Raw genomic sequence first — 16,299 nt, 5'->3', positions numbered from 1 at the left:
GGGTGTCAGTCGTTCGTCTTGAAGTCCGCCCGCGGGCGGACCCAGGACCCGGCGGTCGAGCCGCCGTCGACCGGCAGATCGATGCCGGTGATGTAGGCGCCCCGGTCGGAGGCCAGGAAAAGTGCTGCCTCGGCGATTTCCTCCGGGGTCCCGTAGCGCGCGATCGGGATCTGCGGCGGCGGGATCTCCTGATCGCTGCGGCGCAGCATCGGCGTGTCGATGGCTCCGGGCTGGATGGAGTTCACCCGGATGCCGAACACTCCGAACTCGATGGCGGCGGACTTGGTCAGCCCTCGCAGTCCCCATTTCGACGACCCGTACAGCGCCCGTCCGGCGACCCCGCTGAGCGCCGAACCGGATCCCACATTGATGATGGACCCGCCGCCGGCGCGCTGCATCGGTTCCAGGACCGCCCGCATGCCCAGATACGGTCCGACCAGATTCACTGCGAGGACGCGGTCGAACTCTTCGCGGGGGCTGTCTTCGATGAGCTTGTGGTGCACGATGGCGGCGCTCTGGACCAGGATGGTCGGGTCGCCGAAGGCGTCGATCGTCTGTCGGATCGTCTCGGCCCAGTCTTCTTCGCTCGAGACGTCGGTATGGACGTAGATCGCTGCGCCGGCGAGTTCGTCGACCAGGTTCTTGCCCAGATCGTCCTGGACGTCGGCGATGACAACCTTGGCGCCTTCGGCTGCGAACAGCCGCGCCTCCGCGGCGCCTTGACCTGAGGCACCGCCGGTGATCACGGCGACCTTGCCGTCCAAAATTCCCATTACGTCGACTCCTTTGAGGATATGAGGGGTGGTGCTGGTGAAAAAACTCGAGGGTGTCAGGCCGGGCTGCCGGGATAGCCGCCGCCGCCGTACTGCCGGTCCAGCGCGTCGTGGTCGTTGGCGCCGAAGCTGTTGCGCGGCAGCGGCTCACTGCGGAAGTGCACCGTCTTGGGCTTCTTGTACGAGGCGAGCTGGCTGCGGCAGTGCTCGATCACCTCAGCCTCGGTCAGGGACGCCGATGTGCTCACCACGACGGCGACGACGTTCTGTCCCCAGCGCGGGTCGGGGACACCGATCACCGCGGCCTCGGAGATCGCCGGGTGCAGCTCGAGGGCGCGTTCGACTTCGGCGGGGAAGATGTTCTCGGCCCCGGATTTGACCAGACGCCCCTTGGGTCCGACGAAGACGAGTACACCGTCGTCGTCGACGAATCCGAGATCGCCGGTGTGCCACCATCCACCGCGCCAGCGAATGTCGTTGACCTCGGGGCGGTTCCAGTATCCGAGGTGCACGTGCGGTCCGCGGACGGTGATTTCGCCGATCTGCCCGGGAGGACACACCGCGCCGTCGGCGTCGACGATGCGGGTGCGGTATCCGGGGGCCGGCCGGCCGCACATCCGGTAGCCGTCCGCTGCTCCGAGGGCCCCGTACGCCATCGAGCCGCCCACCTCGGTCTGGCCGTAGACTCGGCCCGAGGGGTTGGCGAACGGCGAGGGGTCACGGCGGACCCGCTCGGTCCAGCCGGGGACTTCGAGGTTGTCCTGGAAGGTGGAGAGGTCGAAGTCGGCGATGTTGGGCAGGACGGCGATCTTCTCGGCGGTCGGTTGCATGATGTAACCGCGGGTGATCCTGTGCCGGGAGATCAGCTGTGCCACCTGCTCGGGTTCGGCGTTGGGTGCCATGACCACCGTGCCGCCGTACATCAGGACCGGTATCAGGGTCTGCCACATCCCGATGTGGAACAGCGGTCCGGAACCGAGCAGCACGGTGTGCCGGTCGATGTCCTGCAGATCGGCCTGCAGGGTGGCGTGGGCGAGCAGATTGTCCGAGCAGAGCATCGAGCCGTTCGGATCTCCGTCCCAGGCCATGCCGTAGATGATCAGGACCGCGTCCCGGCCGGTGACGGCCGGGCGTGAGAGCACCATGGAGCCGCGTTCGAGCAGCTGCTCGTAGCTGCCGTCCCCGCTGCCGTCGTAGTCGTAGGCGATCTGTGTGCCCGGCAGCTCGCTGACGAAGCTCTTGGCGTCGACGGGTGGGTTCACCGATTGGACGAAGACGATCTTCGGGGCCAGGTCGGTGTAGATGAACTGCAATTCCCGGGTGCTCAGGCGCCAGTTCACCGGGCACAGGCTTGCGCCGAGCATGCTGGCCGCGGCCAGCGTTTCGAGGAGCCGGTGACAGTTCTGTCCCAGCCACAGCATCCGGTCACCGTGGCCGACGCCGTCGGCGGCGAGTTCGTTGGCCAGCAACTCCGCCCGCCGCAGGAACTCGGCATAGGTATAGCGGGTGTCCCCGCAAATGGTGGCCGTGTGGCGGGGATAGTGTTTTCCCAATTCGGCGGCCATGTCGCCGATCGTGTATTCGAACGCGTCTGGGTGCGTCATCTGCCGTTCTCCTCCATCCAGGCGGTGCTGCTCTGGCACGTAGGGCTTGTCTCAGGGTGGGTCATGCCTGAACGAATTCGATCCGGGTGCCGAGATTGAGTTCGGCCGGCAGCGCGAGCCGCGCCCCGCCGGCAGCCTCGACCACCGGGACCCCGCACGTGCGGGCCCACTGATGGACGGCGTCCAGATTGCGCACCGTGAAGTCGAGCGAGGCCATTTTCCCGCGCGAGGCGCCTTGGGGGGAAGGTGAAAGCAGCCGGAAGGTTTCCCCGGCGATCTGCACCTCGACGAAGTCCCGGCCGGATACGGTGCCTTCGTCGGTGACCTTGGCCGCGCACAGGCTGTGCAGCTGGGCGGCGACCTCGGCGGCCGGTGCGGTCACCTCGATCGAGATGGACCGCAAGCCGACGATCCCGAGGGGGCCGTCGGCCCAGCGGTCGGTGGACCAGCCCGTCTCGGCACGGGGGTCGCCGCGGAACTGGGCCGGCGACAGCTCGATCGAGAGGCCGCCGAGATCGGCCGGGTGGATCCACAAGTAGTGGGGAGCATCCGCGGCGGTGATCCGGAGCCCGTGGGCGAGAACGGCCTCGCGTGCCTGCTCGTAGTCGGCGACGGTGAACTCGATGGCGAACGCGCCGGGACCCTGCTTGGCGAGGTTGCGGCCGAGCACCGAGTCCGCGTGGTACGGCGCGAACAGCTCGATGCAGGTGTCACCGATGACGCCGAGGGTGTTCGTCGATGCGACGTCGGGGACGTGCATGAACAAGAAGAACTCGGTGTCGAACAAGCGCCGGTAATGTGCGACGGCAGTGTTGTGGTCGGCCACCAGCACGTTGAGGTGTCCGAGTCGGGTAGCTCCGATGTCTGTGCTCACTTGGACGAACATCCTTTCTTGGGCTGAAGTCGGAAGATCGGGATGATCCCGCTTCCGTCGCCTGCAGCGGTGAACGAAAGCTGCACGCGCGAACCGCATGTGACCGTCCCGAGGTCAGACCGATCGTCGACGTTGGCCAGCAGCGACCAACCGTCGTCCATGTCGATCACGGCCAGCACGTACGGGGTGGGAAAGTTTGGCCCGGGGGACCGGTGAACGACGCTGTACGAATACACGGTGCCGGTGTGCTTGCTGGGGATCCAGGTCAGCTCGGAGCCGATGCAGTGCGGGCACATGGGTTCGGGCGGGGAGATTCTCCGGTCGCAGTGACCGCAGTACTGAACCAGGAGTTCCCCGCGTTCGCATCCCCTCCAGAACGGAGCCGCGTAGTCGGATGTGTTCGTCTCTGTCGCAGTCATTTCCGGTGTCCTTCGTCGGTGTGCTCGGGGGCCGCGGCGATCAGCCGCACGGGCTCGTACTCCAACACCACCTGACCGTGCTGATTGCGCACCAGGTTCTTGGTGGTGACCACCCCGCGCCGGCCGCTCGATGCTTGGCGCGCAGAGGTGACGGTCCAGCAGACCTCGAGGGTGTCGCCTACGAAAACCGGTGCCATTACCGTGATCGTGGTGCCGAGGAATGCCATGCCGGTTCCGTGGATGACGTTCGTCAGCATCACCAGCCCCTCGGCCAGTGAGAAGGTCAGTGCTCCGGGGACCAGCCGCCCGCGGTAGCCCGCGGCCGCCGCACCCGTTGCGTCCATGAACAGTGGTTCGGTGAAACCCATGCCGACGAAGGTGGCGAGATCGTTCTCGGTCACCGTCCGGGTCGCGCTGGCGAAGGAGGATCCGACGGTCATCTCCGTCCAGTACAGTCCACGCGCGTACGGCGCCGGCCAGTCCGTCTCCGTGGCCGGGGTGTCGAGTGAGGTTGGGCTTGTCATCACATCCTCCCCAGGAGTGCGACTTCGAAGTGTTGGGCGGCCGAGCCGGAGTTGGTTGCCAGTGCGACCTCGAGATCGTCGAGCTGGCGTTCGCCGGCGTGTCCGCGCAATTGGATGACCGATTCGACGATTTTCAAAGTCATCTGCTGAATCATGTTCCAGGTGTAGGAGAGCAATCCACCGTCGAGATTGGTGGGGCAGGCGCCCTTCTTGGTCAGCGTGCCGCCTTCGATGAAGGCTCCGCCTTCACCTTCGGCGCACAGCCCCAGGACCTCGAACTGCCGGATCACCTCGAACGAGGTGGGGTCGTAGAGATTGAACAGGTCCACATCCTGGGGGGTCAGGCCGGCGGTGCCGAAGGCCCGGGCCACGGCGTCGGTTCCCACCTGTTGCAGATCCTCGTACCGCGGCAGCCCCGACCACTGGCCCTGCCGCATCTCGCTACTCATCCCGAGGAATCCGACGGGGGTGTGCTTGAGATCGCGGGCCCGCTCGGCGGTGGTCAGCACGACCGCGGCGCCGCCCTGGGCGACCAGACAAACATCGAGCAGGTGTAGCGGCGAGGCTACCATCCGGCTCGCCAGAACGTCTTCTACGGTGTATGGACCCTTGCCGTACATGACGGCCGCGGGGTTGCCGGAGCCGTGGTTGCGGATCGTGGCGGCGACGGTGGCCAACTGCTCGGGCGTGGTCCCGAATTCGAACATGTGCCGCTGGGCGACGTTGGCGAACATCGGTACCGTGTAAGCCCCGAACGGGTCCTGGAATTCCGAGGGCCGGCCGATCAGGCCGGGCGGGCGCGGGCCGGCAGTGCCGCCGCCGACCACCACCACGTCACACAGTCCGGCGGCGATGGCCGCAGCCGCCTTGGAAATCCCCCGGATACCGGCGGTGTCCTGCATGCCCTCGGCGGTATAACGCAAGGGAGAGCCGGTAAATCGGGCCCAGTGCTGGGAATCCTGATACTGCGGTCCGGGCACCGGCCAGTCCACGCCGACGCCGTCGACGTCCGCAAGGGTCAACCCCGCATCCTCCACCGCGCCGAGCACCGCCTCGACGGTGATGTCGAAATCGGTACGGTCGGGAATGCTCCGCGCCTGACGGGTGGCATACACCCCCGCAATTGCCACTTCTCGCTGCTTCACCGCGAGCCACCTTTCTGTCGCTGCCGTAGCGGCCCGATTGAGCGGATCAACCTGTGACCGTCGACACGCATGACTGTACGCTGTATAACTAGTGGTGACAAGAACGAACCTCGAAACAGAAAGGGTGGCGCTTATGACTGCGGTCTCCACCCCACCCGACGTCACGGCTACACCCCGGGCGCAGGTCGATCTCGATCAGCTGCGTCGGGAGGTGCAGACCTTCCTCACCGAAGCGCGCGACCGCGGCCGCTTCACCCCGATGTGCGACGGCTGGCTCCGCGGGTTCGATCTCGCGTTCAGCCGTGAGCTGTCCGCTCGCGGATGGCTGGGGGTGACCTGGCCGGTCGAGTACGGCGGCCGGAACTGGCCCAATGCCGCGCGGTTCGTCATCACCGAGGAACTCCTGCGATTCGGCGCTCCCATCACTGCACACTGGATGGGTGACCGGCAGATCGGCCCTTCCTTGCTGCGCCACGGCACCGACGAGCAAAAGGCGCACTTCCTGCCACGCATCGCAGACTCGGAGATCACGTTCTGCATCGGCATGAGCGAGCCCGGATCCGGCTCGGATCTAGCGTCGGTGAGCACCCGCGCAGAACCGGTCGAGGGCGGCTGGTCGGTCACCGGCACCAAGGTGTGGACCAGTCACGCACACCGCGCCTCGCACGGCTACCTTCTCGCCCGCACTTCCCGAGAAGGTAGCCGCCATCAGGGATTGACCGAATTCGTCGTCGACATGAACTGGCCGGGAATCACCGTGACTCCCATCCTCGACATGTTGGGCGGACACCATTTCAATCAGGTCGTCTTCGACCAGGTCTTCGTCCCCGCGGATCGGGTGCTGGGCACCATGGGTGGGGCGTGGCGTCAGGTCACCGAGCAGCTCTCGTTCGAACGTGGCGGCCCCGAACGCCTGCTGACCACCTACCCGCTACTCGAGGCGATCGTCGCCGCGGTGACCGACAAGCCCCACCTGCACGGCGAGCTGGGTGAGGTCATCAGCCGGATGCGCACCCTACGACGCATGGCGCTGGCCCTGACCGATTCGCTCGATCGAGGTGAGGCACCGATCCAGCAGGCGGCGGCGCTGAAGATCATGGGCACCGAACTCGAGCAGCGCATCGTCGATTTCGCGATCCGGGCACTCGACGTCGAAGCCGATCCCGCCGGAAACGGCCCCGCGGCCCTGTTGGCGAGCGCCCTTGCCGCCAGCCCTGGTTTCACCATTCGCGGCGGCGCCACCGCAGTGCTGCTGTCGATCCTTGCCAAGGAACCCGCGTGACCGAGCAGTCGACGACATCCCTTAGCCCCCGAGGAGAACCCCGATGACAATCGAGACCGCAGCACTGCTGCGTTCGATGAGCGACGAGGTATACGCATCCCTGCGGCCTCAACTCGACGCCGACCCGACCGGCCTGGACATCCCGTGGGACACCGTCCGCGGCCTCGAATGGCCGCTGGTCGGTATCGACGAGCAATCCGGCGGTGCGGGAGGCGAATTCGACGACGTGCTCGCACTCGCCGAAGGCCTCGGACGCAACGCCGCCGCCCTTCCCCTCCTCGAGGCCCACGTGGCCGCCGTGACCGCTGCCGCCGGATCGCGCACGGACATCCTCACCCGCAGACTGGTGGTCGAAGCGGCGGCCCCGGGCGCCACCCTCGAGGTGGCCGAACGAGACGGTCACTTCGTCGTCTCCGGATCCATCCCCCGTGTTCCGTGGGCCCGGCACGCCGACGCCTTCCTCCTGCGCCTCCCGGACCGCAGGCCACGCTGGGTCGAGTGCGCCGCCGACGCCCCCGGCATCCGGATCCGGCGGGGGGAGAATTTCGCGGGTGAACCCCGCGACGAGGTGCACTTGGACGCCGTTACCGTCGACGCCGATCGCTCCTGGTACGGCGACGATCCGGTCCTGCCCTCGCTCGCGATGCTGCTGCGCAGCGCTGCCACCATCGGAGCGATGGAGGCAACCGTGTCATTGACCGCCAAATACGTCGCCGAACGCGAGCAGTTCGGCCGGCCCCTGCAGGCTCAGCAATCGGTCGCCCAGGAAGTGGCGCTGATGCGATGCCAGCTTTCCGCAGCCCGCTTTGCGCTGGATGCGGCGCGGCAGACGCCGACCACCGCCGCGACAGTTGCCACCCACGTCGACGTGGCCGCACTCGCCACCGTCCTGGCGCGCACCGCCCACGATCTGCATGGAGCGATGGGCGTTGCTCACGAATACGACTTGCACCGATACACCCGCAGGCTGTGGGCATGGGCAGAAGAAGGAATGCGACAGGACACCGCGCGCACCGCGGTGGGACTGCGCACCGTCACCCGCGGCATCGACCACCTATGGTCCGATCTGACCGCCTGAGTCCCGCCCATCCACACAATCGAACGAATTTATGGAGGAAAGATGACCACTCCGGACCCCCATGCCACTCCGACCCTGCTCGACGACGACGAGGACGTTTTCGGCACGCCCAGTTTCGAGATGCTGGTCCGCGACGGCGTTCCGATCGTCAGCGGCTCCTACTTCATCCATCCGCCCTTGCGTGCCAAGAGCGCCGACTGGGATCCCGGCCGCGCCGACCGGTTGGTCGTGCACGCCTCGGACGGCAGTATCTGGGCCGCCGAGGACGTGCCCCTGTCGGGCACCGTCACGGTCTGCCTGCAACCGATCAACGCACAGTAGTCACTCGCACGGCGTAAGCGGACGGTGCTCTCATGCCCGTCCGCTCAGCCATGTCCGCCTCACCCTTCCACGGGTGCAACACAGGTCCGCGGAATGCGAGCGCTGGCACGACAATTGCCCCCGGAGTCTTGGCGACTCCAGGGGCAATTGCGAAACAACTACTGCAAGATTAGAACTCGTCGTTGAGCCCCGCCGGCGGCTCACCGATGTGGGGGAACAGATCCAGGAACGCACCGACGGTGATGCGGTGACGCACCTTGTCATCGACGCCATCGAACAGTTCGTGCAGCGTCTTCTGAGTGTGGCCGTAGGTGCCTTCCAGATGTGGGTAGTCACTACCGAACATCACGTTCTGGTAACCCATCCCCGTCACGGCAGCAACAGCGGTGACGTCGTGCTGGAACGACACATACACCTGGCGGTAGATGTACTCCTTCGGCGGCATCGACAGCGTCGGCCGGACGAACATGCCGTGCTGGCGGTACCCCTCGTTCATGCGATCCCCGAGGAACGGCGCCCACGCCGCGCCACCCTCGGCAATGAGTACCTTCAGGTTCGGATGCCGGTCGAGGGCACCACCCGCGATCAGCTGGGTCGTGGCGCGCTGCCCACCATAAGTTGTTTCGACGTAATTCAATACCGCACCGCCCGGGCCGCGGAACACCGCCGTTTCCCCGTCGGTACCAATATGAATGGTCAGGATCAGGCCGGTCTCCTCCAGGGCGCCCCACAGCGGCTCCCAGTAGTCGTCGTTGTACAACGGCTTGCCCGGCGGCGGCACGGTCGGCAGGTAGACGGCGTAGAAGCCCTTGTCCTTGGCGCGGTATGCCTCTTTCACCGCATCGTTGATGTCGAGCAGGGGAAGCATTGCCGTCGCCACGAGACGCCGTGGGTCGACATTCTGAATCTCATCGAGCGCCCAGTCGTTGAGCGCCTTCGAGCCCTCGGCTACCAGGACCGGGTCCTTGATCGCCCCGGCCCACATGCCGAGTGAGGGAAAGACGATCTCGCCCCAGATTCCCTCCTGGTCGAGATCTTTGAGGCGTTCGCGAGTGTTGCCCGAGCCTGGCGGTCGGTGGGCGAGAGTTGCAATGGTCTCCCCCTTGAACTCCCCGTCCTTCAGCGGCTTGGGAAGGGCACGGACAATCACCTCCCCATCGATGTACACCGTCTCCTTGCTGCCATCGGGATCCTTGACCGATCGCGGCATGCGCTCGGCCAGCGCCGGCGGGAGGATCTGCTGGAACAGATCCGCCGGTTCCAGGAAGTGGGAATCACCGGAATTCGCCCAAATCTTCGTCGCCATGTAGGCCTCCTTTGTCCTTCCGAAGATGGTCCAACTAGAAAGAACTATACACCGTATAGTTCTTTCGTGGAAGGAAGGCCGCCTCGACCCCACGAAGCAGTCGGCCTCTTACGGACAGGAACCCGAGAAACTCCAGGGGAAAGCTCGGCGTACCCCGCCGCTGCATTCGCCGCAAGTGCGCCACATCCCCGGACACGAGTGCGCTGGTCCACAGTCCCCTCCCTGGGCGGGCAACTGGTACAGCGGCCGACCGACATTCGGCTCTGCCAGCATGCCCCGAAAGCAATCAGCGTGCCGACGCCATAGGGGTTGACATGCCAAGACCAGGTCCAGCGCCGATGCATCGCCGCCGAACCGCAGTACGGCGGGATATAGTCGTCACACAGCGTACCTATACACCATACAATCCTGGTGATATCGTCGCTGGGCGTCACGTCGGGCGATCACGGCGCCGCCGTAAGTCTTCCGTTGCACACGCGATTCGCCCGTATGGCAGATCGCGATCACCCGGGACCGGAGTTTGGGCCAACACCGCCCGCCGGCTCGTCGACGGTGTGGCGCGTGCATCTCAACTTTCCCGCCTGACTTCCCTTCTCACGTTCAGAAAGGGCCGAACCGTGCCGACACAGGATGTAGCCCTCCCCGAGGGATCGACGTCGATATGTGACGTCTTGGTACTTGGCGCCGGAGGTTCCGGATTAGCGGCGGCCGTGGCCGCCGCTCAGTCCGGGGCCCGCGTCATCGTGCTCGAGAAGGCGGCGACATTCGGTGGTAGTACCGCAATGGCGGTCGGAGCGTTCGCCGCACCCATGACCTCGTTGCAGCGCAAAGCCGGAATCGCCGACTCGGTCGAGGAATTCATATCGGATCTCGAGCACACCAACGGAGCGTTCGAAGAGCGCGAGAACCACGAACTGCGTCGGTTGTTCGCATTCAACGCCGCCTCGACCCTCGATTGGCTGATCGGCCTAGGCGTCAGATTCCTCGGGCCCTTCCCCGAACCCCCGCACCGTCATCCACGGACTCATCTGGTACTTCCCAATTCCAAAAGCTACACGGCGACGCTCCGAGCTACCGCTCGACGCCTGTCCGTCCGGATAGTGTTGAGCTCTCCGGCCGGCGAACTGCTGCGCAACTCCACCGGAGCAGTCATCGGAGCCAGGTCCGCTGACGGAACCTACCTGGCGAGCCGGGGGGTGGTCATTGCTACCGGTGACTTCTCCGCGTCTGCCGACCTGTTGCGGTCCGGAATCGGAGAGGCGGCCAGCAGGGTCTCACCGGTCAACCCGGGCAATACCGGAGACGGACACCTGCTCGGACAATCGGCTGGTGGTCAACTCGTCCAGATGGATACCGCTTTCGAGACCCTGCGCTACGCTCCCCGAACTCGTCCCGACGTACTCAAAGCAATGCCGGCGCATCCAGCCTTCGCACGCTTGGCTGCACCAGTCGCCAACCACCTGCCCCGCCCTCTGTTCGACTTCTTCACCAAGGGCGCGATGATCAGCTGGCTGGCACCATCTCCCGCGATGTACACGGCCGGCGCCATCCACGTGTCGTCATCCGGTACAAGGGTCGCCAACGAAGAATCGACCAGTGAACTTGCCCGCGGAGTAGCCGCACACGGGAACCGATCCTTCATGCTCTTTGAATCCGGTGTCGCAGCGGCGTTCAGCCGCGGCGGTGATCCCATCGCCGCCTTCCCCGGAGTGGCCCAGGCATACCTTGAAGACGTCCGCCGGTTCCGGCCGGATCTCCTCACCGAGGCGCCGACCCTGCAGGAACTGGCCACGGAACTTCGCGTGCCTGCGTCAGCCTTGATCACCACGGTGACCCGATGGAACGACTCGATCGACACCGGAACCGACACCGACTACGGCCGCGAACATTTCGGTGCAGGAATCCGGCAGGGACCGTTCTTTGCATTGGGGCCGCTGCAAGCAGTCGTGACCCTCACCAACGGAGGGCTTGCCGTCGACACGGACCTGCGCGTCCTCGACCGCACCGGCACTCCAATTGCAGGACTGTTCGCGGCTGGCTCGGCTGGTCAGGGCGGGCTGCAACTTCTCAACAACGGCCTACACATCGGATGGGCGATGACCTCAGGACGACTCGCCGGCACCGCGGCCGCAAGGTCCCCAATTCTGACCGGATCCCCGAATACCCACCTCAGCGCAGCCTTTTTGTAGTTGGTGGACACAAAGGTTGGTCGGTCAGTCGGCTGATCGGCGGTTTGCCACCGAGAGCAGAGTGGACTCCGTGCTGATTGTAGAAATGGAGCCAGCGCGGTAGAGGCTGCGTTGTAGTGGTCGACCCACTCGTACGAGACGTGGCCCCGCCGTCGGCCATGGCGCCGGGAGAGCGCTCGATCTTCCCGCTGATCCGAGCCGGGTGATGGAAACGGCGATCATCTGCCTTACCACTGCAACCGGCGTCGTGGACGAACTGCGGTGCGGAGCGAAAGCACGAATATCTTTGCCGCCGCAGTACAACGTCCAGCCGTCATCGACGAACCGGGCCATGTGCAGACGCGGTCGCGAAGGCTGTTGAGCGTCAGCTGCCGAGCGTTTCCGCCGTGTTTCGACATGAGCACCTCCGCCGATGTCTTTTCGCGGACCGGCGGCCGGAACCGATCTACCCACCGCGCGGGCAGTAGGCACCGGCGATGTCCGGCTGCCCTGACCCATGTGTCCACCGGCAACTTGGCCAACAACTTTCCCTGCCACATGGCGCATCCCGCTCAAGGGATCACCTATACGGGGTATATCTCCTCGATTCCGCGTTTAAGCCACCGGTAAGCCTGTTCACGGCCTATTGACTAATAGGAAATCGACTTCTACTGTATGCCGTATATGTGATTCGCGTCTCACCTTGGTGCGCGCCGGTCGCCCTACGCGATCATGACCATCGCTTCTGACGAGGACTTCCATGACAGCAACGACGTTCCCTGCACAGGGCACGTATCTGAGGCCGAGCACGCAACGAGGCCAACAATTCGCCGTAGGTCTGATCGACCCAGCGCACATGCCTTTAGCTCTATCCGGGACGCCCGACATTCGGCCGGTGTGAAGCGAATCCTATGGTCCTCCATCGTTTGCCGTCTGAACGCTTCCACTTTCGTCCGATTTCTGCGATTGACGGTTTGTGCTCGTGCATCCACACACCACTAGCTCGCTTCGAAACACCACCCCCTAGTAAGGAGATACCTGCTCATGAGTAGCAACCTCGACAAGGACGTATCGGGTGTCCGAAAGAGATCCGTATCGCTGGTGATCGCCGGACTCATCCTGGCCGAACTGGTGGGTGCATTCGAAAGTGGCATGGCGCTTCAGCTGCTCTACTCGAACGACCCCTTCTTCGGCACGGACATCGCCAAGCTCAGCTGGATAGTGACCGCATACTCCCTGGTCGCAGCCGCTTCAGTCGGCATCTGCGGACGGTTGGGCGACCAGTTCGGCCGCCGCAAGGTCCTGATCGTTGTTCTGCTCCTCGCAACAGTCGGATCTCTGGTCAGTGCACTGGCACCGAACGTCGAAATCGTTATCGCGGGTCGCGCTGTCCAAGGAATAGCTGCGTGCATTCTTCCACTGACCTTCGGAATTGCACGGCAGGTGCTGCCAGACAAAAAAGTTCCCTTGGCCTTTACCCTGCTCGGCCTCACAGCCACGGCGGCCGGCGCCGGCGGAATCCTCCTCGCCGGCGTCATCATCGATCACTTCACATGGCCAGTCATGTTCTACGCCTGCGCGGTTCTGTCGCTGATTGCCTGCGTGTCCACCCTGGTCATGATTCCGGAGGATTCCTCCGAGTCCATGGCCGGAGGCAGAATCGATTACTTGGGCGTCGTTCTTTTCGCCGTCGGCATCTGGGCGGTGCTGTACGCCATCACGAAGGCCAGCGATTGGGGATTCACGAGTTCCCGTACATTGCTGTTTGCGGGGATGGGCGCCGCGGTGCTGGCTCTGTGGACGAAATGGGAACTGCGTGTCAGTGATCCGGTGTTCGAGTTGCGTCGATTCCGAAATCCCAAGTTCAGCTTAACGATGGTTGCAACGGCTCTGTGCGGACTCGCACTACTCGGGATGGCGGGTGTCTTCAACAAGGCCGTCATGCGGACCCCCGAATATCTCGCATCGTCTGATGGCACAACGATCGATCTTCCTGTAGGGCTGGGATTCACCGCCACCCAAGCCGGGATTCCGAGCGTTCTCGGCGCACTGATCGGGTACACAATTTCGCCCATGATTGCGCGTCTGTGCCGAACCCTCGGAGCGGCTCGGACCTTGATGATTGCCTTCGTGATCGGGATTGTCGCGTACGTCGGCTTTCTGTTCACCTACTCGTCGGCAGTCGCTTTCGTGATCAACATGGTTGTGCTGGTCGCTCTGGCGCTGGGGTTCGCCCTGGCCGGTCTTCCCATGCTCATTGTCGAATGCGTTCCGCAGACCGAGACGAGCGCTGCGACGGGAATGCAGTTGGTGGTGCGTACCGCCTTCACCGGAGTCGGAACTGCAGGAATCGGAATCATTCTTGCGCTCAGCACCATAGACGTCGGGTCCCGGTCGTTCCTGAGTGAGACAGGTCTACAAGTCGCCGTCCTCGTCGGCGTCACTGTGTCGGTTGTCGGTCTCGCAATAGTTTTTGCCGCCTCCCGTCTGAAGGCCTCGGAACCTGACAACAACCCTAGGCACGCAGACACCCCAGTCACAGTTACCGCAGAATAGCCACCGTTCGACCGGTTGCGGGTTTACCGCAGTTGCATCTCCTGGAAAGTCTCACAGTTCCTGCTCAGAAGGTGTTTGAGAACTCGTGATTGTGGGCGTGTGCCTCGCTGAGAATCGAAGAAAGTGGGCTCCTGGTTGGGTCGGTGAGTGCCAAGTCCCCGCCCACTCCAGGAGCCCACAATGCGATCATCGCCGATTCCGCCATACCCGTCGTGCCCGCCCCAGGCGACGAGCGGGCACGGTTGCGCGGTGTACCCGTCGTCGGTCACCGACGCAGAGTGGGCGACCCTCGAACCGCTGTTGCCCGCGCCCGGCAGCACGGCAGGCCGCGGCGGCAGACCCGAGAAACATTGCCGCCGGCTGATAGTGGACGCCATCTTGTACATCGTGCGCGGTGGTATCGCGTGGGACAACTGCCGATGGAGTTCCCTCCAACCGGGACGGTGTACGCGGTCTTCACCCGCTGGTCCCACAGCGGCGCGCGGCAGCGCATCGTCGACACGCTGCGCGACCGCCTGCGGGTGCGGGCCGGGCGGGACCGGTGCCCGACCGCGGCGATCATCGCCTTGCAGACGGTGCCGGCCGCCGATACCGTGCCCCGATCGAGCCGCGGCTGGGATGGCGGCAAGAGAACGAACGGCGTCAAGCGACACGTTGCTGTGGATGTGAACGGACTGCTGCTCGCCGTCGTCGTCACCGCTGTCTCGATCCAGGTCCGCGACGCCGCGCATCGACTCCTGACCGCACTGCGCGGCAGGTTCTCCACCACCCGGCTGGTCTGGGCCGACTGCGGTCCGCCCGGACGGCTGCCCGTCTGGGCGAAAGACCCTCTCGCCCTGCCTATGCAGATCATCAAACGCATCCCCGGCGCCGCCGGTTTCCACGTCCGACCCCGCGTTGGGGTGGTCGAGAGAAGTTTCGCGTGGATCAACAAGCACCGCCGCTGCGTGCGAGACTACGAAACCAGACCCGACCACCACTACGAGGCCATGGTTCACATCGCAACGATCGCGACCATGACCAGGCGGCTCGCTCGAACCTGACGGTTTTCAAACACACTCTGAGGCATTAGCGACCCCCACTGCGTCAATCCGTCCGCGGGAAATTCATTCGACACAACGGGTGGGCGCGGACCCGATCTCGGATCGGCCGCGCCCACGCTCTAGTCGCCGATCCGCTCCCCCGTTTCCGGGTGGAAGAGATGCACCGCTCCGTCGCGCTTGCGCAGGGACACCGTGTCGGCCAGCCGCGCGGGGGTGCGGGTCAGTGAACGGGCGGTCAGTTGCGTACCGTCGCCGGCGATGTGGGTGTGGACGTAGGATTCACTCCCCAGTTCCTCGACCAGGTCCACGATCACCTCGATGCCGCCCTCACCGGTCGTGAGTTCCAACTGCTCGGGACGCACACCGACCGTGACGGTGTCCAGCCCGGCGGAGTGCAGCGCCGACAGCTGGTCGCGTTCGAGAGCGAGCGTCGAGTTCCCGAGACGCACACCGTCGCTGACGATGGGCATGGTCATGAGGTTCATGGCCGGTGATCCGATGAAGCCTGCGACGAAGGCGTTGTTCGGCCGGTCGTAGAGCTCGGTCGGCGCCGAGAACTGCTGCAGCTTACCGTTCTTCAGGACGGCAACCCGGTCACCCATCGTCATGGCCTCGACCTGGTCGTGGGTGACGTAGACGGTGGTGGTGCCGAGCCTGCGCTGCAATGCCGCGATCTGGGTACGCGTCTGGACGCGCAGTTTGGCGTCGAGGTTGGACAGTGGTTCGTCCATGCAGAACACCTGTGGTTCACGCACGATCGCGCGTCCCATCGCGACGCGCTGCCGCTGGCCGCCGGACAGCTTGCCCGGTTTACGATCGAGGTATTCGGTGAGGTCGAGAACCTTCGCCGCCTCTGCCACTTTCCGCTTGCGTTCCTCGAGTCCGACCCCGCGCATCTTCAGCGCGAATCCCATGTTCTCGCCCACCGTCTTGTTCGGGTAGAGGGCGTAGTTCTGGAAGACCATCGCGATGTCGCGGTCCTTCGACGGCACACCCACCATGTCCTTGCCGTTGATGGTGATGGTGCCCTCGTCGATGTCCTCGAGGCCGGCGAGCATGCGTAGTGCCGTGCTCTTGCCGGAACCGGACGGTCCGACGAGGACGATGAATTCGCCGTCTTCGATCTCGAGGTCGAGCGAATCGACCGCCAGCGTGTCGGCGTTCTCGTAGATGCAGGATGCGCCCTTGTACGCGATGTCAGCCATG

The 16,299-nt window shown here is 64.7% G+C and carries 14 protein-coding genes and 1 pseudogene; 7 read left to right on the top strand and 8 right to left on the bottom strand.

The window, feature by feature from the left end; genetic code table 11:
* Positions 1–5 precede the first annotated feature (5 nt).
* From R4P95_RS13090 to R4P95_RS13065, 6 genes are all read right to left on the bottom strand, one after another.
* Positions 6–773, bottom strand: coding sequence for an SDR family NAD(P)-dependent oxidoreductase (locus R4P95_RS13090; RefSeq protein WP_213575908.1), 768 nt, complete (start codon positions 771–773; stop codon positions 6–8).
* A 56-nt stretch (positions 774–829) separates the two neighbouring features.
* Positions 830–2,377: an AMP-binding protein gene (locus R4P95_RS13085; protein ID WP_317744258.1), complete on the bottom strand. Its 1,548-nt coding sequence runs from the start codon at positions 2,375–2,377 to the stop codon at positions 830–832.
* A gap of 61 nt (positions 2,378–2,438) precedes the next feature.
* Positions 2,439–3,251 (bottom strand): VOC family protein, encoded by an 813-nt coding sequence (locus tag R4P95_RS13080; RefSeq protein ID WP_213575906.1) that lies wholly within the window; start codon positions 3,249–3,251, stop codon positions 2,439–2,441.
* Entirely contained in the window at positions 3,248–3,670 is a 423-nt protein-coding gene (locus tag R4P95_RS13075) for a Zn-ribbon domain-containing OB-fold protein (protein ID WP_213575905.1), read from the bottom strand. The genes R4P95_RS13080 and R4P95_RS13075 overlap by 4 nt, the downstream gene beginning before the upstream one ends.
* Positions 3,667–4,194 (bottom strand): MaoC family dehydratase, encoded by a 528-nt coding sequence (locus R4P95_RS13070; protein ID WP_213575904.1) that lies wholly within the window; start codon positions 4,192–4,194, stop codon positions 3,667–3,669. The genes R4P95_RS13075 and R4P95_RS13070 overlap by 4 nt, the downstream gene beginning before the upstream one ends.
* On the bottom strand, positions 4,194–5,339 hold the full coding sequence (locus R4P95_RS13065) for a thiolase family protein (protein ID WP_213575903.1): 1,146 nt from the start codon (positions 5,337–5,339) through the stop codon (positions 4,194–4,196). Before R4P95_RS13065 ends, R4P95_RS13070 begins: the two co-directional genes overlap by 1 nt.
* 133 nt (positions 5,340–5,472) lie before the next feature.
* Between R4P95_RS13065 and R4P95_RS13060 the strand changes: the two genes are divergently transcribed.
* The 3 genes from R4P95_RS13060 to R4P95_RS13050 are packed head-to-tail and all read left to right on the top strand — an operon-like array spanning position 5,473 to position 8,020.
* Positions 5,473–6,621 (top strand): acyl-CoA dehydrogenase family protein, encoded by a 1,149-nt coding sequence (locus R4P95_RS13060; RefSeq protein ID WP_317744260.1) that lies wholly within the window; start codon positions 5,473–5,475, stop codon positions 6,619–6,621.
* Between the two features lie 43 nt (positions 6,622–6,664).
* The gene (locus R4P95_RS13055) at positions 6,665–7,699 is read left to right on the top strand and encodes an acyl-CoA dehydrogenase family protein (protein ID WP_213575901.1); all 1,035 of its coding nucleotides are present in this window, start codon (positions 6,665–6,667) and stop codon (positions 7,697–7,699) included.
* Positions 7,700–7,741: 42 nt separating this feature from the next.
* Positions 7,742–8,020 carry a hypothetical protein gene (locus R4P95_RS13050; protein WP_213575900.1) on the top strand — a complete coding sequence of 93 codons (279 nt, stop codon included), beginning with the start codon at positions 7,742–7,744 and terminating at the stop codon, positions 8,018–8,020.
* A 169-nt stretch (positions 8,021–8,189) separates the two neighbouring features.
* Here R4P95_RS13050 and R4P95_RS13045 read toward each other — a convergent pair whose 3' ends face one another.
* A complete protein-coding gene (locus tag R4P95_RS13045; RefSeq protein ID WP_317744261.1) occupies positions 8,190–9,326 on the bottom strand; it encodes an amidohydrolase family protein in 1,137 nt (378 codons plus the stop codon).
* Between the two features lie 617 nt (positions 9,327–9,943).
* Here R4P95_RS13045 and R4P95_RS13040 point away from each other — a divergent pair.
* The 4 genes and pseudogenes from R4P95_RS13040 to R4P95_RS13025 all read left to right on the top strand — a co-directional run bounded on the left by R4P95_RS13040 (position 9,944) and on the right by R4P95_RS13025 (position 15,093).
* The gene (locus tag R4P95_RS13040; protein WP_213575898.1) at positions 9,944–11,515 is read left to right on the top strand and encodes an FAD-dependent oxidoreductase; all 1,572 of its coding nucleotides are present in this window, start codon (positions 9,944–9,946) and stop codon (positions 11,513–11,515) included.
* Between the two features lie 1,023 nt (positions 11,516–12,538).
* Positions 12,539–14,050 (top strand): MFS transporter, encoded by a 1,512-nt coding sequence (locus tag R4P95_RS13035; protein WP_317744263.1) that lies wholly within the window; start codon positions 12,539–12,541, stop codon positions 14,048–14,050.
* A 180-nt stretch (positions 14,051–14,230) separates the two neighbouring features.
* Positions 14,231–14,407: pseudogene (locus tag R4P95_RS13030) on the top strand (transposase); the annotation flags it as partial.
* 62 nt (positions 14,408–14,469) lie between these two features.
* Positions 14,470–15,093 carry a transposase gene (locus R4P95_RS13025; protein WP_317744264.1) on the top strand — a complete coding sequence of 208 codons (624 nt, stop codon included), beginning with the start codon at positions 14,470–14,472 and terminating at the stop codon, positions 15,091–15,093.
* 119 nt (positions 15,094–15,212) lie between these two features.
* On the opposite strand, the gene R4P95_RS13020 is transcribed toward R4P95_RS13025, so the two are convergent.
* A complete protein-coding gene (locus R4P95_RS13020; protein ID WP_213575896.1) occupies positions 15,213–16,298 on the bottom strand; it encodes an ABC transporter ATP-binding protein in 1,086 nt (361 codons plus the stop codon).
* Position 16,299: the final 1 nt, after the last annotated feature.

Source organism: Rhodococcus sp. IEGM 27 (assembly GCF_033142305.1).
GTDB classification, from domain to species: domain Bacteria; phylum Actinomycetota; class Actinomycetes; order Mycobacteriales; family Mycobacteriaceae; genus Rhodococcus_F; species Rhodococcus_F oxybenzonivorans.
The sequence above is the reverse complement of the archived record's forward strand: the minus strand, read 5'-3'. Positions and strand labels throughout refer to the sequence as shown.